The following is an 18,283-nucleotide window of genomic DNA, read 5'->3' on the forward strand; positions in this document are numbered from 1 at the left end:
TCCTCGACCGAGCGACCAACCTGCTGGAGCGCGAGTTGACGATCTGACGCCGCGCGGCCAGCGCACGAATATCGGCTTCCCACCCTCAACGGACGACGCGGATGGGGGCAAAGGTCGGATTCGAACCATTGGCAAGCGGGAAGCCGGCCAAGGACGCTCCCGCCTACCTGTTCATCAGGCCGAGCACGCGCATCAGCCCGGTGGTGACGGCGCCAGGCGAGCGCCCGCATGCGCGATCCGAGATCACCATTGGGCCGATCACGACGTTCGCACGCGAGACGCCGGAGGAGGTGGTGCCGGCGCCGTGCGTGGAGCGAGAGGCGCTGCAATAATCGATAGCCGACCTTGGGGACGCTTCCGACCCACTGCGGATGTTCAGCCCGGCCGGTCTACCAGTGAGAACAGGGGTTTACCGCCGCTTACAACGTCCATACATCCAAAGCCCGTCACAAAGAGATAGTGCGAAACTGGCTTGAAGCTTTCCTTCCATGCATCCGATTGGATGCGGGCGAACCGTGCGCCTTCCACTCGATAAGCAAAGTTTTCGGGCACTAAACCTTCGTTCGGCGTGTCGTCGTCCTCGGTGCTCAAGGGCATTTCGTCCAATAGACGAACAATGCACTGTCGATCGAACGACACGCGAAGCGCTTGAGTTGCACTTCCTGGCACGATGAAGTCCGCAGTGATGCCGTTCGTCTTCCACTGGAAAGCCAGCAGGTCACTCTCACTCGACCGCATTGGAACGCCAGTTTCGATAGGTGATAAGATCGGCATAGCCTCACATTGGACCTCTCAATCAATGACCGCAATCCACCCATAGCGGACGCGGCATTTACGCTTCTGTCGAGATCAGTTTGTTATCGAAAATCTGGACCGTCTTTGGCTTCCACAGCCGGATCATGAACACCGCAGTTTGCCATTCTGTCACCCAGCCGCTGCTTGTCCGAGCTTCCAACGTGAAGTGCCTCCAGAAGGTGCTATCCTCGACCTTTAAGCGACAATCTTCCGATAAACAGAACACGAGGAGTTCGAGGGCCTCCTCAGCGTCTTGGAGGTGCCAGTGGGCTCCACAATCCCCAGCATGCACGGTCCAATCGGGATCATCATCCACGAGCCAAACCGGGAAGCCGTTGGGGGTCGGGGGATGAATATAGATACCATCATCACTAAGCTCGTAGGTGACGTGAGGGTAGCCCCGCAGCTTGTCAACGATGAGTTGAACCGGGTCCGCGATGACGCCACCTACCGGTCCGCGAGTTTTTTCAAATTCGGCCATCATCCGTGTTTCGCCTCATTGCGGGGTCCGCTGTCGGTTGTTTGCAGAACTTCGGCTTTCGCTGCATGATGCCTAAAATGGAGAAAAAATGTCACTTCAGTGCATTATGGGGACTTACAGAAGCTTTCTCAACTCCGCCTTTCCTGTTTTGGCCGAAGTTTTTGAAAATGATGAGCATTATGCTATTGACGACTGGCTACAGTCAAATTGGGAGATAATAGTTGAGCATTATTTATCAATAATAACTGGTAAAATCATAGTTCTCGAAGTTTATGGGAACGGAGCCGATTGCAACGGCGCTAGTTCACGCGTTTGGATGCCAAATTATACCGCGACGCACAGGATTATGTGCAGAATAAAAAGCGATGGGAAAATATTAACGTTTGAAAACTTTGTGGGCTACGATGAACATGGCCGCTACGGGAATGTAGCCCCATTTACGCACGCAGAATGCGAAGGTGATGTTCTCGTACCGTTTGAGGATTGTATCTTTGAACTGGAAAGTCTAACTCATCGAACATAGCAGAGGCCATTATATAAAAGCTTCCAATCACGGGAGGCGATTTTTTACGGATAGCATGATTGACCGTTTCCCACCCTCTGCGGACATCGGTTCGGCGATTGAGCGGACCCGGCCCTTCATCGGTGGCTGGTGGCGGACGGGCGAACTCGGTCTGGGCGGGCCATCATCCGGGTGACGACATCGTGTCCGGTCAGCCGCGTGGCAGGGATGGACCACTCGCCTCTGGCTTACCATTGATACCGCACACGCAATCAGCCCCCCTGCGTGCACCTCTCCAGCCCCGCCCCGGCTCAGCCGCGGCGGGGTTTTTCGTTTCAGCCCACACCAGCCGCCGCGAGCATCCGCTTCCGCACCTTCGGCGTCGTAACGCTCCACCGTAGGCATGCTGCGGGCATGTGTGGCGCCGATCAGCCTATGAGCCAGCGCGGGCCGGCTGAGGAGATATCGAGGATCCTCTCTCGGCTCACTTCGCGCCAAGGTGTCGCCTCTGTGTCATACTCCACGAGCTCGTAGCTTCGCCCGCAGGTCTGCCAGCTTCGGCACGGAGCTTGGTTTGGCACAGCATCCCACGGCAGTGCCGCGACACGGCGAAGTTCCATCATCGCCTCCTCGCGGGAGGAGAACTGGCCAGTTGTCTCGGAATGCAATTCGTCCTCGATCACGAACATCGCATACCCCGTCATTCGATGCGGAGAGCCGCCAGCATCCACTTCCGCACCTCAGCCATGCGGTCGTCGTCACCGATGCCGGCCTCGTCAGCCTCTTCCCCGACGGTCTCATAAATCTGCCGCACGGTCCCCTCGTCCAGGCCGAGACCGCGGGCGAAGCCGAGAAGGCCGCGCATCTCGGCGGCAGAGCGTTCGGCGTCGGTCATGACCGATCCTGCTCTTCTGCGCCGAACCAGGCTGCAAGGAACGCCGCTGCTGCTTCGAGATCGTGATATCGCCCCATGAACTCCCGGCCTGGGTTCATGACACGCCATAGCGAGGGGTTGTCGGTATCTCTGGCTAGATACCCCGCCGTGTCACTCCCTACCTTCACGGCGAAGTAGCCGACGGCCTCCGCTTCGATGGCATGGTCAGGCGCGCTCACGCCTTCACCTTACGCTCACGCAGCAGCTCGCTCATCCGGAGCACGCGGGCTTTGAGCTCACCTGTCAGCAGCTTCACGTCGCCACGCTTGTCGGCCTCCTCTAACGCAACCGCTTGGCAGGAGCGCTCGATCGGCAGTGGGATCTCAACCGGCCGGTGATCCTCGCGACGGTGGCCGCGCTCGTAGTTCTCGACCGAGCCGCGGGAGACGCCGAGACGGTCAGCCGCCTCCTGCTGCGAGAACCCGAGCGCGAGGCGCCAAGCCTTGAAGTCGTCCGGTGTCATGCTAATCTTCCAGGCGCCGAGGGGGTGAGAGGTTGAGCTTAGTGGGAACCGGAACTTTCGTCCCGGTTCCCGAGTCGGCTACTTGAAGATCAGGACCAGGCGCCAACCGAGGAACCTAATCTCCAAGCGGACTTCGCTAAGCTTCAACCATCTCACCCCCTTTCGGTCGTCAGGCGGATCTGCCTGACCCGTTCTGTATAGCTGTTTCGTACTCAGTACGCAAGGGGAAATCGTACTCAGTACGAAATATATGAGAGCATGCCACCCGCACGGCGCCCAGCCGGAGCGGGTTTTTTGTACGTGCTACCTGGCTGGCCGCGGCGTCGGATCGAACCCGCGTTCCTCCAGCATCCGCCGGTAATGCGCGTCCATGTCCCGCATGAGCTTCACCTCGCGTGAGCCACAAGCCGTGCAGCGTGCGCGGCGGATAATCTGGCTGCGCTTCGTCTCGGGTGGCAGGCGAGTGATGTCCACCGCGGCGTGATGCCCGCATCCTTTGGCGATGCAGAACACAGCGATCGTCGTCTCGCCCTCGGCGATCCAGTCGGCGACGGCGCGCTCTGGCGGCCTGTTCATGCCTCCTGCACTCGCGCCTACCTCTTCATCGGGCCGAGCACACGCATCAGCCCGGTGATCAGTGCGCCGGGCGAGCGGCCGCACGCGCGCTCCGAGATCACCATCGGACCGATCGTAACGTTCGTGTGGGGGACGCCGGACGAAGTGGTGCGGGCGCCGTGCGTGGAGCGAGAAGCGCCGCGATAATCGATAGCCGACCCTGGGGCCGCTTCCGACCCTTTTCAGGCCTTCAGAATGTCCGCTTCCCGGCAGGCTAATTAGCTCGAGACAACCGAATTTAGCCGGAAATCGCCCTTTCGCTTTTAGGTTTGGGAAGTAGCCGGGCGGACGCTCGCAGGATCCAAGTCGAAATTGCTGCAGGCATCCGCTAGTGCCTGCCGGTGCTGCGGAGCCCGTTCGAACTCGCACGCTTGGCGCCAGCGATGCAATTGGCTCACCACGGCTCCGACGGACTGGAACACGTCGGCAGATCCTCGCACAGCGTGCCCGTCCGTACAGATCGGAGCAGGTCGTTGGAGGATTGGACGGCGCCAGTCAGCAGGCTGGCCCAAGCGCAGCCCCCGCGCGAGTAGAAGCGTACCGATCTCGCTAAGGAAAATGCAACCATCGTGCGATCCAAAGGATCCATGTCGGTGCAGTGAGCGTTTTCGTGGCTGTGCATCAAGCAAATCATTCCACTCGCTTGAGCCAACCGCCTGAGTCAACAAGGCGCCGAGACGCCGTATCAGGATGATGGGGCATGTTCTGGAACACTCGTGCTGTTCGCATCCTTGTCGGATTGGCACTTCTAGCCACCGCAGTCGTCGTAATGCTGCCAGGCCTGACCGGATATACGAGCCTCGATGGCACCGTAAACGCACGCTTCGCCGTGGTTTCAGCGCCGATCGAGGGCGTCGTTTCCGAGACGCCTCCCAAGGTCGGGACCGCGCTGCCGGAGGAAGCCGAGATTTTCCAAATCACTAACGATCGCATCGCTCGCACGGCGGAGGCGCAGCTCGATGCAGATCTCGGCGCGGCGCGCGAGCGCCTGAAGGCGCTCGACGCGCAGATCGGCCAGCTCGCGGCCCTCAAGAAGGAGCTCGCCGGGCGCCTCGGCGACTATCAGAAGGCGAGCCTGCAAAGCATCCAGCAGGAGATCATCATCCGCCAGCAACGGATCAGCACGGCCCAGGCCAACCGTGTCTCCGCCGAGGCCGACCTCAGCCGCAAGCAGACCCTCGGTGCGACCGGCGTCGTCGCGAACAGCTCTGTCGAGGCGGCGCGGGCGGCCGCCGTCGCCTCCGGCAACGAGGGCACGATCGCCAAGGCCGAACTCGACCGGCTCAATCAGCAGCTCGATGCGCTGAAGCGCGGCACCTTCGTGGGCGAGGGACGTAACGATGTGCCGTACTCGCAACAACGTGGAGACGAAGTCACGATTCAGCTCGCCAACGTCGAGGCCCAGGCTAAGATCGAACGCGCCCGTGTCCAGCTCCTGGAAAAACAGCTTCTCATCGAGCGCTCCCGGAACGACCGGTTGTCGATTGCCTCCATAAGGCTCCCGTTCCGCGGCGTGATCTGGCGCAACAACGTCGTCGGCGGCTCGAACGTGGTCGTCGGCAACGAGCTGACGCGCCTGCTCGACTGTCGTGACCTCTTCGTCGACATCCTGCTCGACGAGGTTGATTACGATCAGATCAAGCCGGACGATTCAGCAGAGGTGCGCCTGCTCGGCACCTCGGAGGTGATCGCCGGACGCGTGAACTCGGTGCGCGGGTCAAGCGCGGCGGTGGAGGAGGTGACGCTCGCAGCCGTGCCTCCGAAAAGCCGGGGCAAGAACGCCCGCATCCGGCTCACCCTCGAACAGAACGCCATGCAGACCGACTACGAGAACTTCTGCCATGTGGGACGCACCGTGCAGGTTCGGTTCGCCAGATCGGCTGCGACGCTGCCTCTTGTGAATTGGATAAAGAGCCTGTGGTTCAGTATATCCTAGAGCTGGAGCTTTGGCCCCTCGCACCGGCCTTTCTCGTCGGCGCCTTCTTCCTCGTCTTCATCACGAACTGGCCGCGGCAGAAGACCTGGGCGCGGAGCATCGCTTGCGCCTTCGTTCTCGCGGTGGCCGTGCGCTACCTCATCTGGCGCTTCTTCCACACCGTGCTGCCGCATCCGGTCGACGGCAGCTTCGCCTTCATCTGGACCTGGGCCGTCTTCTGCGTGGAACTCGGCGCCTTCGCCGACATCCTGCTCTTCCTCGTGGTGATGAGCCGCTCGGTCGACCGAAGCGCCGAGGCGAGCCGGTTGGAGCGAGCCTTCTTCGCACGCCCGAAGGCGGAGTTGCCGACGGTCGATGTCTTCATCCCAACCTACAACGAGCCGCTCGACGTGCTGGAGCGGACCATCGTCGGGGCTCTCGCACTCGACTACCCGCGGGACAAGTTCAAGGTCTATGTTCTCGACGACAAGCGGCGCGACTGGTTGAAGGCGTATTGTGAGGAGAAGGGCGCGATCCACGTCACCCGGCCGGACAATTCCCACGCCAAGGCCGGCAACATGAACAACGGCCTCAAGGTCTCCTCAGGCGACTTCATCGCGATCTTCGACGCCGATTTCGTGCCCTACCGCAATTTTCTGCGCCGCACGCTGCCCTTCTTCACGGACCCGACGATTGGCATCGTTCAGACCCCGCAGCACTTCTTCAACAAGGATCCGGTTCAGTCGAACCTCTCGCTGGAAAAGGTTTGGCCCGACGAGCAGAGATTGTTCTTCGATGAGATGGCCGCGAGCCGCGATGCCTGGGACGTGAGCTTCTGCTGCGGTTCCTGCTCGATCGCCCGCCGCGCGGCCCTCGATGTAATCGCCGGCTTCCCGCATGACTCGATCACCGAGGATCTCCTCACGACCCTCGCGATGCTCAACAAGGGATACAAGACCCGCTACCTGAACGAGCGCCTGTCGATGGGTCTCGCGGCGGAGAACCTGAAGGGATACTTCGTCCAGCGGGGCCGCTGGTGCCGCGGCGGCATCCAGACCATCTACCTGCATAACGGCCCGCTGCGAGGGCCGGGCTTGAACCTGTTCCAGAGGGTGATGTTCCTGCCCCTGTCGTGGCTGATGCAGTACACGACGCGGTTCGTGATCCTCGTGGTACCGGCCGTCTACCTCTGGACCGGCGCGGCACCGCTGTACTTCACCGGCTCGCAGGACATCGTCTATTACCAGTTGCCCGTGCTCACGGCCTACTTCCTGCTGATGGGCTGGTTGACGCCGACGCGCTATCTGCCGTTGGTGTCGAGCGCCGTGGGCACCTTCGCGACGTTCCGCATGCTGCCCGTTGTGGTCTCTAGCGTGATCAAGCCGTTCGGCGTGCCGTTTCGCGTGACGCCGAAGGGCAGCGGCAACGAGGAGAACGCCTTCGATGCCTACACCTTCTTCTCGATCGCCTTCTGGATCGCCGTCACCGCGCTTGGCCTCGTCATCAACATCGTGCCGGAATGGTCGCGCATCGGCGAGGGTGAGTTCTCGCTCGTCTCGGCCTACTGGGCCGCCCTCAACATCCTCGTCCTTTTGGTCGCGGCACTGATCTGCTTTGAGAAATCGCGTCCGCTCCTTGACAGTTTCGCAACAGACGAGTCGGCCCGCATCGTCGCAGCGGACCGCACCTTGGACGCGCAGATCGTCAGTCTGTCACTCGATCGAGGCATCGCATCCTTCCCGGCCGATCCCGAGCTACGCCCCGGCGACCAGATCTGGATCGAGATGGAGCGCTTCCCGCACCTTGAAGCTACGGTCGAAGGCGTGACGCCGGGCAGGCGTCGTAGCCCTGCATGCGTCCGATTTTCCTACAATCTCAAGGGCGCCTGCCGCGACGTGATGATTGTCCGCCTCTACACCGGCCAGTACTCGCAGAACATCAGTGACATCGACAAGTCGGCCGTCGTCGGAGGCCTCTGGAGCCGCCTTTTCGGACGAGGTGGCACCTATGATCCGGCCTGAGCCGATCTCCTCTCAGAAGCTACCGAAGGCCGCCAGATGGCCTGGATAGGTGCAAAACCGAATGTCGGCTTTTGGGCGACAACCCAATGACGGCTTTCCACCCTTCGCGGCCCCTGGGAAGGTCCGCTTCCAGGCGTTTGATGGAATAGCTTTTGGCGACTGGATCAGGTGGGAAGCGGTCTGGCCGGTCTCGCGAGAGATTAAGGAAGAGCAGCCGTTCCGATCGGGTCATGGAGCTAGATTCGACACGTCCGCACCGAGCGCAAGGTGAACACCCACACCAGAAGGGCCGCGGCGCTGAACATCCCTCCCAGTACGGAGACACCGGGCCAACCAGCCTGAACATAGATGGAAGTCGCAGCGACAGCGCCGACGGCACTGCCCACCGAGTAGAACACCATATAGCCACCGATGAGGCGGCTGCTGGCTTCGGGATGCAGGGCGACGATGAGACTCTGATTGGTGACATGAACGGCCTGCACGGCGAGATCGAGCAGAACCACACCAAAGATTAGGGCCGGAACTGACAGCGGTAGCAGTGCAATCGGCGCCCATGATGCAAGCAGAAGCACGAGGGACGCTCCCGTCGTCCATTGACCATGGCCCCGGTCCGCGAGCCGGCCGGCCCCCGTGGCAACCATCGCTCCCACCAAGCCGACGAGGCCGAAGAGGCCGATGCAAGTATGGGAGTAAGAGAAGGGCGGCGCGCTGAGGGGCAGCACCAGCGCGGTCCAGAAAGTGCTGAACGACGCGAAGATCAGAAGCGCGAGAACACCGCGCACCAGCAATGCCGGCTCGCTGAAAAACAGCATGGGGACGGAGCGCAGAGCGGCGACATAGCTGCCGGTGCTGGTCGAGATCCGATGCCGAGGCAGGACGCGCACGAGCAGGCCGACGAGGGCGAGCGACAGGATTGCGGAGACCAGATAGACCGCTCGCCAGCCACCGAGATCGGCCAGTATCCCGGCCGCGAAGCGAGCCGCGAGGATGCCGATCACGATGCCGCTCGTAATCGTACCAACCATCCGACCGCGCTCAGTTGGTGTCGCGAGCGCTGCAGCGAATGCGACGAGGACCTGAACCACGACGGCGAGCAATCCAACCGCCGCCATGCCGGCGAACAGGATCGCCCCGGTTTTGGCCGTGGCCACCGCCACCAGCGCCAACACGGACAGAAGCCCCTGGCCGAGGATGAGGCGACGGCGGTTGATGATGTCGCCGAGCGGCACGATGAAAATCAAGCCCAGCCCGTAGCCGATCTGGGTCAGGGTCACCACCAGCCCGATCGCGGCAGGCGAGAGTCCGAACTCTCGCGCCATCGCATCGAGCAAGGGCTGCGCGTAGTAGATGTTCGCGACGCTCAAGCCGGCTGCGGCGGCGAAAACCAGAATCGTCGTCTTGGGCAAGTGCCTCTCCGACTTGGGAAAGGTCCGTCCGTCTCTTCCATGCGGCATAGTGGTCCCGTCGATGACATCCAATCTGGTCCCGTTCTAAGACCACTTGAGAACGTTGCATTCTAGTTCTAAATCGAGACCAGTTTGAAGCGGGAGCGCACGGTCATGGCGAAGCGGGTCAGCCTCTGGAACGCCGGATGCCCGGTCGCGCGCGCTCTCGATGTCATCGGAGACTGGTGGTCGCTCCTGATCATCCGCGATGCCTTCGACGGAGTGCGGCGCTTCAGTGAGTTCCAGAGTGGTCTCGGCATCGCCAAGGGTATGCTGGCGACGCGCCTTCGCGAGCTGACCGAGCGCGGCATTCTGGAGACAGCGCCCGCCTCGGACGGGACCGCCTACCGGGAATACGTGCTGACGGAGAAGGGGCGCGGCCTCTTCCTCGTCATCGTCGCCCTCCGGCAATGGGGCGAGGCTCATCTCTATCGGCCGAACGAGCGCCGGTCTCGCTTAGTGGATCGTGAACAAGGGGCTCCGGTCGCTCAACTCGCCTTACGATCCGCGGATGATCGTCGCCTCGGCTGGTGTGACACGCGGGTGCAGAAGCCGGACGTCACCTGACCGAAAGGCGACATGGCGACGTCGAAAGCAGATAAATCGAAAATCGGCGCGGCCGTTTCCGCCCCGACGAACATCCGCTCTGCAGGACGGCGGCGACCGCCGCGTGCGTCAACGTCGGCTCAGGGGCGGAACGTCCGTTTGCGGGCGACAGGCGAGTGTCCGCTCCCCACGGATTTCGTTGAAAAACTCGGGATCGGCCCGAAGCAGCACCGCTAGCCGCGGTTTCTGGAGAAGATCCTATTTCCGGACTGCTCAGGACGCCCGTCTATTGAGGCATCGTATCACTGACTAGAGACAAACATTCTCCGACGACCTGTACTGGACGACGCTTAGCGCCCTGCCCCCGAGTTTTTGAACAAAATCCACCCTTTGCGGACGTCGATCGAGAATTCGGGGCCAAGCTTGAAGGTGTAGCGCCAGACCTTGGCGTCGGTCGCGGTTATGATCAGGTCTCATCGCAGGCGATGAGCCATGTGGCGACGAACTCAGCGCCCTATCGCTGGTCGTTGCTGCGCGCCATCGGGCGGCGGTCCAACTGCTCGCCTTGCCGCATGCCCCGGGTGCTCTTCGTCGAGGATTAGGTAGCCTGTGACCGCGTCGCCCGCTCTGACTTCGGCGCGCTGGGGCCCGCCGTGCTTCGCCGGCGACAAATCCGGGGCACCGGCTTGAGTAGCATGGCGAAGCTCCGCTTTAACCACCTTCGCTCACCAGAAGTTTGAACTTCTATTGGATTGTGACGAAACGACTGAGGCTGTCCGAGAATCGCAGTGATAAAACCAATGTTAATTAGCGCGTCGGCTTTACTTGGGGTGCTAGTATTAGCAAATACAATAGCGATGGCGGCTGATCCAATAAAAATCAACTGCAAGCGTTGGGAGTTCTGCCACGACGACAACTTTTGCAGAATCGTTCAGCGAGATAGCGAGAAAACCTATCTACGGACCTTCTGGATCGATCAAGATCACAAGCTCATAAAAGACGGTGACTACGAGTTGTACGCCGACTTCAAGACACTAGATAGTTGGCGCTCCGCGGTAAGCGCCCCCTATTGGGGCGTCCTGCGGTCAGCGTCTGGGGAGTTCCTTTTTCGTACGCGAGAAAAACAGCGCATTGTACTGATAGATTTCGTAGACACTGACGCGATTCCCATGCTTTTCGCCCGCGATGAGTTCGACCTAAAGTATAACTTTGTTTTAGAAGAAATAGATCACTTAGGAGAGACTACAAGGAAGTTCACTGACGTGGGATATTGCAAAAAACCGGCTAACCAATAGGCCCGGGTCGGGAGGATAATGTGATCGGACGTTACGTTTCTGCACCCCTAGTGCCGTGCGCGCTTTTACTTTTGTTCGCCAACACGGCGCTTGCCGATGTATTCTATCAGATTTGTGATCGCGAAAAGACTTGTCTTTCGCAGCAAAACTGCGCTCCTCAATCAGGTAGGCGTATGTTTCGTATCGATACTGCCCGTAGAAGCGTTTTCGATTACGTGTCTGGTATGACTGCATACTGGAGTCGCCTCGACGATTGGAGATCGAGCAGCCGAGAGCATGCGTCTCACAACACGGAGAGCATTCGCTTGTATGATTATGACTACAGTACTAGAAGACATAGCTGGGAAGACGTCACTGCGTACAAGGCTCCAGAGTTTTCAACCTCTATAGAGATTGGTTTTGGAGACGCATACGACTGGACCAGTTCGTTCGAAAGAGAAAGGCCGCAGAAGTATAGATATAGTTACGTTATCAAACTCCACGATTACGGGGATGGGGGCATGAGACTTAACTATGAATATGGGTACTGCAACATAAAGAATTAGGCCTGTATCCGCGCTTAGTGTGGCGCATTTCCTGATGAGCAGCCCGATGTTTTAAATTTACGATATTTTGCAAACTTAACTAGTGTCTGCTCTGAAGCCTGCACGGAGGCAGCGCGCCTCTGCATACAGGCTGGCCGCCGCGTCATTTGCCGCGGCCCACATTGCTGCACCAGTAGGTGCAAGAACCGGTCGGTCCAACCTGTTGGGTCTTAGATCGCGAAGGATTCTGTGCGGGCGCAGACGCACGGCTTCAAATTGATGCCGCAACTCACGCCTTCCGCGCCCGCGCCACAAACTCCCAGGCCGCGATGCCGATCGGCCCGCCGGGCGTGCTCCGGTTGCCGAACAGGATCCGTTTCGGCTCGATGCCGATTGCCTTGTGGCCGCCCGTCATCATCACCCCGCACCAATCGACTCGCAGCGTGCCGTGCTCGGGATGAACGCCGAAGAGCTGCGGTGTTGTCCAGCCCAAGCGGACGGCCTCGGCACCGAAGCGGTCAATGAAGTCCGTGCAGGCTTCGTGGATGTTCGCCCACGCAGCGGCGCCGAGACAGCGGCACGGCGACGTCGTCGGTCGCAGCGCGCCAAGGGCCCTCCGCCACTCGGCAGCTTCAGGCGGGAACGGATCGGACGCGAGTTCGGAAAGCATCGAGGCTGCCGGCCGATGGCGGGGCCGACGGCATAGCGGCGCAGGGTTGCTTCAGGCTTGCTGGTCGCCAGCGGACGACCTCCGGTGCTTCCTGCCGTCGCCGAGGGCGGTTGATGGTAGGGACTTGGGCCCTCCCTACGCGCCCTCCGCAAGCCTCTTGAGGCTCGCTAAATCCCTTCTGACCCAAGCCTCGTCCGCGGCGAGTTTCTCATCGCTCATGTCTGGCTGTCGGAACAGAGTCAGCATTACCTCGCTGCCTTCTCCGTTCACGATGATCCGCATGGGGACGTAGACGACGCGCCCGTCTCCAAGATCAACCCAGTGGTCCATCACGCCGAAGCTATTGTGCTCCGAAAACGTGATCCTGATAGGCCCTTCCGGTCCCTGAGCACTCCACGCTGCCCCTTCGCGTTTGAGGGGCGCGTTGCTGAGACCTGACGCCCATTTCGGGAAGGTCTCGGGCATCCAGATCATCTCGTAAAGTTCGCGTGCGGTTCTCCGAACCGAACAAGTGATCACTTTGGCTTCCAACATGCTCTGCCCTGAAACAACCAACGAGCATGCCTCGACCCGCTACGCCGCGGATCGGACAGCGCTCAAAAGATAATTACGAAGCATCAGCTTGAAGCCACTTTCAAGCGCTCAAGCCTCCCGCGCCCGCGCCAGCAGGATCGCAGTTCGCACTGCTGCACGCTTCACGGGGAGGCCGGCTTCAGGGTTGCTGACGATCTGGCTCGCTCATGCGTGGCCCGCGACGGCCGCAGCGAGGTCGAGCACGTAGCCGTCGGCGATCGGATGGGCATCAGACGCAGGATCGGCCTGGAATGCCTCGACGGCCGCATTCACCTGCTCGTCGGTGACGGCCTTGGCCTTGAAGAGTTCGCCGACGGTGGGGTTGGGATCAGCCATGCCGCAGCTTATCGCTGGACCGTCGGCGCAGCGAGATCGCAACCAACGTTTCGCCAACGAAACCGGGTCGCCAAGTGCCGGAAAACGTCCTTGAATGGCGATGGAAGGCCCTAGAAACCCTTCACTTTCTTCCAGAAGCAGCGCGCTCATAACGGTCTGGTTGCAGGTTCGAGTCCTGCCGGGCCCACCATTCCCTTCTAGCGCAACGCCTTGCCCAGAAAGCTCGCCGGTGGGACACCGGAGGGAGCCATTAGGTTGCGCAATCCGACACACCTGACCCGATCTCGGCATGGCGTCTTCTATCTGCGCTGGCGTTTCTGGAGCGCCACAGAGGAAGCTGGAAAACCGGCCTTCCTTAAAGTCTCGCTTTGCACCCGTGACCCTAGAGAGGCACTGAAGCTCGCACAGATGATGTGTGCGAAGGCCGTGTCCCCCGGGTAGGGACCGGGATGCCGAATGCGATACGACGAGCTACGGACGGTGCTGCGGCGCATTTCCTAGAGATGCTCGCACGACATAGGGAGCGCATGGTGTCACTGATCCGGATATCGCGAGCCAAACCAATCTGTCGGCGCTCGACGCCACGATCGAAGCAGCCCGTGCGGGTGAGGCCGAACGCGGCTTCGCGGTCGTTGCAGCCGAGGTCAAGGAGCTCGCGGGCCAGACTGGCCGCGCTACGAGCGCGATCGGTGAGCGGATTGCCGAGATCCAGGCCGCCACGCAGGAGGCGGTCACCGATATTCAGCAGATTGGCCGCGTGATCGGCGAGATGGCCACCTACGCAGCAAGCATCGCGGCGGCGATGGAGGAGCAGGGCGCAGCCACCCGAGAGATCACGCGCAACGTGCAGCAGGCTGCACAAGGTACGGAGCAGGTAACTCACAACATCGGTTCAGTTCAAGCAGGAGCTAGACAGACAAGCGCTGCAACTTCACAGATGATGACCGCGGTTCAGGAACTAGCACGGCACTCGGAAGGTCTTACTCATGAGATCTCTATTTTCTTAGAGGGCGTGAAGGCGGCGTAAAGAGCGCCCCACTCACGCATCTGGAGCCCGTCCGGCAATCACTGCAGCGGGCTCTTTTGCATGGGCGATAGAACAGTGCGCTTGAAGCAAGCCTCGTCTTGCTCGCGCGCCACACGGCAGAGGCTTGGCAATTTTCTTTACGCTTAGACCATCCTCCCAGAGCGTCAGCAGGACGAGATACTGCGGGTAGGTCAGCCCGAGTGGCTCCAGCCGCGGCCTGTAGCCGGCCGTAAACGCGTGAGCAGCGGCATCAAGCGCATGACCCGGTCGGGCCCATGCCACATTGCTACGGCTGCCCGCATTGCAGACAGCCCGGCCCGGCTTGGCTGAGGCTAATGGCGGATGCCACGCGTCACCCAGTACTCGCGGGGAACGCAGATACCGAGCGGGGTGGGGAACTGGGCATGGAAGGCGATGAAGTCGCGCCGCAGATCGGCGCGGCGGTCCTCGTCGAGGCTGGCGGCCAGAGCCTTGGTCGGGCCGTAGCCGCCGGAGAACCGCTCCCAGGCCGCCTCTGCGCTCAGCTCGCGATAGAACGAGACGCCCTTCTCGAAGGCGAGGTCGAAGTCCCCGCCCAGCAAGGCTTCGATCCGCTCCGTGCAGCCCCACTCGAACGGCGAGGGCGGGGCCGGGCTCGGTGGGGACGCCATGTACGGCTTCATCACCATGAACATCTTGAACACGCTGCCGTCTGGCAGCCAGGTGGTGAGGCAGATCCGCCCGCCCTTGCGGCAGACCCGCGCCAGTTCAGCGGCTGCGGCTTCAGGCCGGCTCGCGAACATCACGCCGCAGGTGGAGATGACTGCGTCGAATGCGCCGTCTGCAAAGGGCAGGTTCTCAGCGTCGCCCAGTTGGTACCGGATGTCGAGGCCTTCAGCCCGAGCCTGCTCAGTGGCGAAGGCCAAAAGGTCGGCGCTGATATCCGCACCGGTCACCTGTGCCCCGCGCTTGGCGACGACGCGTGAGGTCCAGCCGGTGCCTGTGGCCAGGTCGAGCACCCGCTCGCCCGGCTGCGGATCGAGGCGCAGCACGCAATGCTCGATGCTGTCGGCGATGCCGCGGCTGATCTCGTTGTATTTAGTTCCGCCGGAGTTCCAGATGCTGGCAGGCTTGGTGTTATGAGGTTGGATCTCGTAGCTCATGGTTGCCTCCGGTTTGAATGGAGCCCCCCATTCAAAATGCCGCCACTCGCGTAAGAAAGTCCACTGCGCTGTGTTCGCGGCCGATCCGAAGGAACGTCGACCGCATCACTGGCGAAAATCTCGGTCATCCCGCAGCGAGTTCAACGATGACTGGATCTCGGAGAAACGGCATCGCGTGCCTGCCTGCGAAAAATTTGTGCCCGAACGTGAAGGCGCCCAGGCGATCCCGCCAGCGTTACGATGCCACCCAACGCATTCTGGCCGACACCACACTCGGTCTACCGCGATCTTGACTTCGTGTTGCCCACGAGAGGAAATTGGAAACTCGCCGAAAATGGCGCCCGGCCGCTCAGTTGTAGCTCGCCTGCTCGATCGGGAGGCGCGCGATGCCCCTGTTTCGCAGTGCTCTGCCCCAGCTCAGTGGTCGTCCGTTCCTGACCGACGGCGGGCTTGAGACCTCCCTGGTGTTCTTGGAGGGGACCGAATTACCCTGCTTCGCGGCGTTCCCGCTACTCTGCAGCGAGGAGGGGCGGAGCCGACTTCTGCGCTTCTTCGAACCCTACATCGCGCTCGCCCGGCGTTACCGGGCCGGCATGATCCTAGACACGCCGACTTGGCGGGCCAATCCCGATTGGAGTGCACGACTCGGCTTCGGCGAGGCTGCCCTCGCTGAGGTGAACCGCGAAGCCATTCGGTTCGTCACGGACCTGCGGCATCGGTATGCCGAAGCCAACCTGCCGCTCATTCTTAACGGCGTCGTCGGACCGCGCGGGGACGGCTACAAGCCCGAATGGGTCATGTCGGCCGCCGCCGCCGCCGACTACCATCGCGTCCAGATCGAGGTCTTCGCCGCCAGCGAGGCCGATATGGTGAGCGCGGTCACAATGACCTCGGTCGCGGAAGCGGTCGGCATTGTCCGCGCGGCTCGCGTTGTTGGGCTGCCGGCGGTGATCTCCTTCACCCTCGAGACCGATGGCCGCCTGCCCTCGGGACAGGTGCTTGGCTCCGCGATCCGGGAGACCGATGCGGCCACAGACGCCTATCCCGCCTACTACATGATCAACTGCGCGCACCCGGCCCATTTCGAGACCGTACTGGCGGAACAGGAGCCTTGGCTTGAATGGCTCAGAGGCCTGCGGGCCAACGCCTCGACGAAGAGCCACGCTGAACTCGGTGCCGCCACTGAGCTCGATATCGGCGACCCCCCAGGATCTGGCGCGCCGCTACGCCGGTCTCCGGAAACGACTGCCCGAATTGAACGTGCTTGGCGGCTGCTGCGGCACCGATCACCGGCACATCGCGGCCATCTGTGAGGCTTGCTTCGGGGAGGACTCGGCCTCCGTCTAGAACGCGCTCCGCCGAGGTGGCAGTCGGGTGCGCCGTGGGAGAGATCGATGGGCTTCTACGAGCGTCATGTCGGGCCCCGCCTGGTGAGTTGCGTCTGCGGAGCCGCCGATATCCGGATCGAGCGAGAGAAGGTCGTCCCGGCCGCCAAGGGTATCGTCCTAGAGGTCGGAATCGGGTCTGGGCTCAATCTCCCCTTGTACGATCCTGCTCGGGTGAGCCGGGTGATCGGCGTCGATCCCCACGCACCGTTTCTCAAGCTCGGCCGCTCGCGTCGCGAGGCCGCCCACGTGCCGGTGGAGATCCGGCAGGAGGCGGCGGAGGCGATGCAATTGCCGTCGCGGTCGGTCGATACAGTCGTTGTTACCTTCACGCTCTGCTCTGTACAGGACGCGGCGCGGTGCCTGAGCGAGATCCACCGGGTGTTGCGGCCCGAGGGGCGCCTGCTGTTCCTGGAGCACGGACTGTCCGGGGACGCGGCGGTCGCGCGCTGGCAGAACCGGCTGAACCCGCTGTGGCGCCCGCTCGCTGTTGGCTGCAACCTCAACCGCCCTGTCCTGGGCTCACTGCGGGCAGCAGGGTTCACGATTGAAGAGGTCGAGGAGTACTACCTTCCTCGAACGCCGAGACCGTTTGCGCATCTGAGCCGTGGCAAAGCGCGTACCGGATAGCCTGCGGCCGGCGGCACGCTGCTTCTGTCCGCCTGATCCTTCAGGTTAGCGGGCGGGAACGCTAGAAGATGCGCCTGAGCTGACGTTTACGCGCCCGACGGCGGAGGTCCGGTCTAGGGGCCGAAGCAGTGGTTCAGGCCATGCCAGCCTAATGTCAGCAAGTGACGCAAAGCCGCCGTTCAGCATCCGCGCACTGAACAGCGGGTTTCCACCCTAAGCAGCCGTTCACGCGGTGAAGCTGATTGGGTTCTGACTTAGTAGCCGTACCCGCTTCGAGGAGCATACCCATCGGAACGGCGCACACGTTGGCCGTAGTCGACATCGCGGCGCGCTGCGCGATTGGCGAGGTAGCGTCCACCCAGGCAGCCAGCAACGGCACCAACGACACCACGGTCGGCCAGATAGTGCCCAGCTACACCGCCGATGATGGCGCCCTTGATACAGCCTTTGGCCTCGGCCTGTACGGACCCGGCAACAAGCAACGTCGCGGTGGCCATGATAGTAGCGATCTTCATGGGGAGCTCCGATCATTCACGGAGGCGTGAACCCTTTTCCGCGCAGAGGCGTTCCTCGTCATCTCTCTAGGCGTAGGAAGTTCTCCAATGAAAACACTTTCCGCTTCCCTGCTTGCGGCTGCTCTCGTAGCGACCCCGGCGCTGGCTCAGCAGAATAACACCAATCCTACAGCCACACAGCAGAACACCCCGCGAGCGGCTGATCGAGATAACGACTTTGACATGGGTTGGCTGGGGCTGATTGGACTTCTCGGCCTTGCCGGTTTGCTCGGTCGTCGCAGGCATGAACACGTCACCACAACGTCTACGGCACCCGGTTCGACTGTCCGCCGATAAAGATCGGGGGAGCTTCGGCTCCCCTTTTCCGCGTGTATGCCTCACCCGCTCTGCCAAGAGGCAGCGGGTCATGTTGAAGTCTTCGCAGGTTAGCCCAGCCTTGGGGCCAGCGACTGCGCCTGCCATGGTGAGC

The 18,283-nt window shown here is 61.5% G+C and carries 19 protein-coding genes and 3 pseudogenes; 9 read left to right on the top strand and 13 right to left on the bottom strand.

The window, feature by feature from the left end; translation table 11 throughout:
* Window positions 1–101: 101 nt before the first annotated feature.
* Entirely contained in the window at window positions 102–332 is a 231-nt protein-coding gene (locus FHU13_RS24495; RefSeq protein WP_183438530.1) for a hypothetical protein, read from the top strand.
* 43 nt (window positions 333–375) lie between these two features.
* On the opposite strand, the gene FHU13_RS28055 is transcribed toward FHU13_RS24495, so the two are convergent.
* Together FHU13_RS28055 and FHU13_RS24505 are read right to left on the bottom strand one after the other, a co-directional pair.
* Window positions 376–738 (bottom strand): hypothetical protein, encoded by a 363-nt coding sequence (locus FHU13_RS28055; protein ID WP_246714851.1) that lies wholly within the window; start codon window positions 736–738, stop codon window positions 376–378.
* Window positions 739–832: 94 nt separating this feature from the next.
* Entirely contained in the window at window positions 833–1,276 is a 444-nt protein-coding gene (locus FHU13_RS24505; protein ID WP_210287834.1) for a hypothetical protein, read from the bottom strand.
* 88 nt (window positions 1,277–1,364) lie between these two features.
* On the opposite strand from FHU13_RS24505, the gene FHU13_RS24510 reads away from it, so the two are divergent.
* Window positions 1,365–1,799, top strand: coding sequence for a hypothetical protein (locus FHU13_RS24510; protein WP_183438446.1), 435 nt, complete (start codon window positions 1,365–1,367; stop codon window positions 1,797–1,799).
* A 407-nt stretch (window positions 1,800–2,206) separates the two neighbouring features.
* Here the strand turns inward: FHU13_RS24510 and FHU13_RS27430 are convergent, their stop codons facing one another.
* The 5 genes from FHU13_RS27430 to FHU13_RS24530 all read right to left on the bottom strand — a co-directional run bounded on the left by FHU13_RS27430 (window position 2,207) and on the right by FHU13_RS24530 (window position 3,751).
* Complete coding sequence (locus tag FHU13_RS27430) at window positions 2,207–2,467, bottom strand: hypothetical protein (RefSeq protein ID WP_210287835.1); 261 nt, start codon at window positions 2,465–2,467, stop codon at window positions 2,207–2,209.
* Between the two features lie 11 nt (window positions 2,468–2,478).
* Window positions 2,479–2,673, bottom strand: coding sequence for a hypothetical protein (locus tag FHU13_RS24515; RefSeq protein ID WP_183438447.1), 195 nt, complete (start codon window positions 2,671–2,673; stop codon window positions 2,479–2,481).
* Window positions 2,670–2,891 carry a hypothetical protein gene (locus FHU13_RS24520; RefSeq protein WP_183438448.1) on the bottom strand — a complete coding sequence of 74 codons (222 nt, stop codon included), beginning with the start codon at window positions 2,889–2,891 and terminating at the stop codon, window positions 2,670–2,672. The genes FHU13_RS24515 and FHU13_RS24520 overlap by 4 nt, the downstream gene beginning before the upstream one ends.
* The gene (locus FHU13_RS24525; RefSeq protein ID WP_183438449.1) at window positions 2,888–3,175 is read right to left on the bottom strand and encodes a helix-turn-helix domain-containing protein; all 288 of its coding nucleotides are present in this window, start codon (window positions 3,173–3,175) and stop codon (window positions 2,888–2,890) included. The genes FHU13_RS24520 and FHU13_RS24525 overlap by 4 nt, the downstream gene beginning before the upstream one ends.
* A gap of 303 nt (window positions 3,176–3,478) precedes the next feature.
* On the bottom strand, window positions 3,479–3,751 hold the full coding sequence (locus tag FHU13_RS24530) for a hypothetical protein (RefSeq protein ID WP_183438450.1): 273 nt from the start codon (window positions 3,749–3,751) through the stop codon (window positions 3,479–3,481).
* 739 nt (window positions 3,752–4,490) lie between these two features.
* Between FHU13_RS24530 and FHU13_RS24535 the strand changes: the two genes are divergently transcribed.
* Together FHU13_RS24535 and FHU13_RS24540 are read left to right on the top strand one after the other, a co-directional pair.
* Window positions 4,491–5,726 (top strand): HlyD family efflux transporter periplasmic adaptor subunit, encoded by a 1,236-nt coding sequence (locus tag FHU13_RS24535; RefSeq protein ID WP_183438451.1) that lies wholly within the window; start codon window positions 4,491–4,493, stop codon window positions 5,724–5,726.
* Complete coding sequence (locus FHU13_RS24540; RefSeq protein WP_183438452.1) at window positions 5,708–7,726, top strand: glycosyltransferase; 2,019 nt, start codon at window positions 5,708–5,710, stop codon at window positions 7,724–7,726. Before FHU13_RS24535 ends, FHU13_RS24540 begins: the two co-directional genes overlap by 19 nt.
* A gap of 236 nt (window positions 7,727–7,962) precedes the next feature.
* Here the strand turns inward: FHU13_RS24540 and FHU13_RS24545 are convergent, their stop codons facing one another.
* Complete coding sequence (locus tag FHU13_RS24545) at window positions 7,963–9,180, bottom strand: MFS transporter (RefSeq protein ID WP_183438526.1); 1,218 nt, start codon at window positions 9,178–9,180, stop codon at window positions 7,963–7,965.
* A gap of 105 nt (window positions 9,181–9,285) precedes the next feature.
* On the opposite strand from FHU13_RS24545, the gene FHU13_RS24550 reads away from it, so the two are divergent.
* Window positions 9,286–9,738, top strand: coding sequence for a helix-turn-helix domain-containing protein (locus FHU13_RS24550; RefSeq protein WP_183438453.1), 453 nt, complete (start codon window positions 9,286–9,288; stop codon window positions 9,736–9,738).
* Between the two features lie 2,087 nt (window positions 9,739–11,825).
* Here the strand turns inward: FHU13_RS24550 and FHU13_RS24555 are convergent.
* The 3 genes and pseudogenes from FHU13_RS24555 to FHU13_RS24565 form a co-directional block, all read right to left on the bottom strand.
* The gene (locus FHU13_RS24555; RefSeq protein ID WP_183438454.1) at window positions 11,826–12,206 is read right to left on the bottom strand and encodes a hypothetical protein; all 381 of its coding nucleotides are present in this window, start codon (window positions 12,204–12,206) and stop codon (window positions 11,826–11,828) included.
* A gap of 135 nt (window positions 12,207–12,341) precedes the next feature.
* The gene (locus tag FHU13_RS24560; RefSeq protein ID WP_246714853.1) at window positions 12,342–12,671 is read right to left on the bottom strand and encodes a polyketide cyclase; all 330 of its coding nucleotides are present in this window, start codon (window positions 12,669–12,671) and stop codon (window positions 12,342–12,344) included.
* Window positions 12,672–12,848: 177 nt separating this feature from the next.
* A pseudogene (locus FHU13_RS24565) lies at window positions 12,849–13,115 on the bottom strand (hypothetical protein).
* 547 nt (window positions 13,116–13,662) lie between these two features.
* Here FHU13_RS24565 and FHU13_RS24570 point away from each other — a divergent pair.
* Window positions 13,663–14,142 (top strand): annotated as a pseudogene (locus FHU13_RS24570) (methyl-accepting chemotaxis protein); the annotation flags it as partial.
* Between the two features lie 332 nt (window positions 14,143–14,474).
* Here FHU13_RS24570 and FHU13_RS24575 read toward each other — a convergent pair.
* Window positions 14,475–15,284: a class I SAM-dependent methyltransferase gene (locus tag FHU13_RS24575; RefSeq protein ID WP_183438456.1), complete on the bottom strand. Its 810-nt coding sequence runs from the start codon at window positions 15,282–15,284 to the stop codon at window positions 14,475–14,477.
* 386 nt (window positions 15,285–15,670) lie between these two features.
* On the opposite strand from FHU13_RS24575, the pseudogene FHU13_RS24580 reads away from it, so the two are divergent.
* A pseudogene (locus tag FHU13_RS24580) lies at window positions 15,671–16,631 on the top strand (homocysteine S-methyltransferase family protein).
* Between the two features lie 47 nt (window positions 16,632–16,678).
* The gene (locus FHU13_RS24585; RefSeq protein ID WP_183438457.1) at window positions 16,679–17,299 is read left to right on the top strand and encodes a class I SAM-dependent methyltransferase; all 621 of its coding nucleotides are present in this window, start codon (window positions 16,679–16,681) and stop codon (window positions 17,297–17,299) included.
* A gap of 254 nt (window positions 17,300–17,553) precedes the next feature.
* Here the strand turns inward: FHU13_RS24585 and FHU13_RS24590 are convergent, their stop codons facing one another.
* A complete protein-coding gene (locus FHU13_RS24590; protein ID WP_183438458.1) occupies window positions 17,554–17,814 on the bottom strand; it encodes a hypothetical protein in 261 nt (86 codons plus the stop codon).
* Between the two features lie 87 nt (window positions 17,815–17,901).
* Between FHU13_RS24590 and FHU13_RS28295 the strand changes: the two genes are divergently transcribed.
* Window positions 17,902–18,150 carry a WGxxGxxG family protein gene (locus FHU13_RS28295; RefSeq protein WP_183438459.1) on the top strand — a complete coding sequence of 83 codons (249 nt, stop codon included), beginning with the start codon at window positions 17,902–17,904 and terminating at the stop codon, window positions 18,148–18,150.
* Window positions 18,151–18,283: the final 133 nt, after the last annotated feature.

The organism is Methylobacterium sp. R2-1 (genome assembly GCF_014191355.1).
GTDB lineage: Bacteria > Pseudomonadota > Alphaproteobacteria > Rhizobiales > Beijerinckiaceae > Methylobacterium.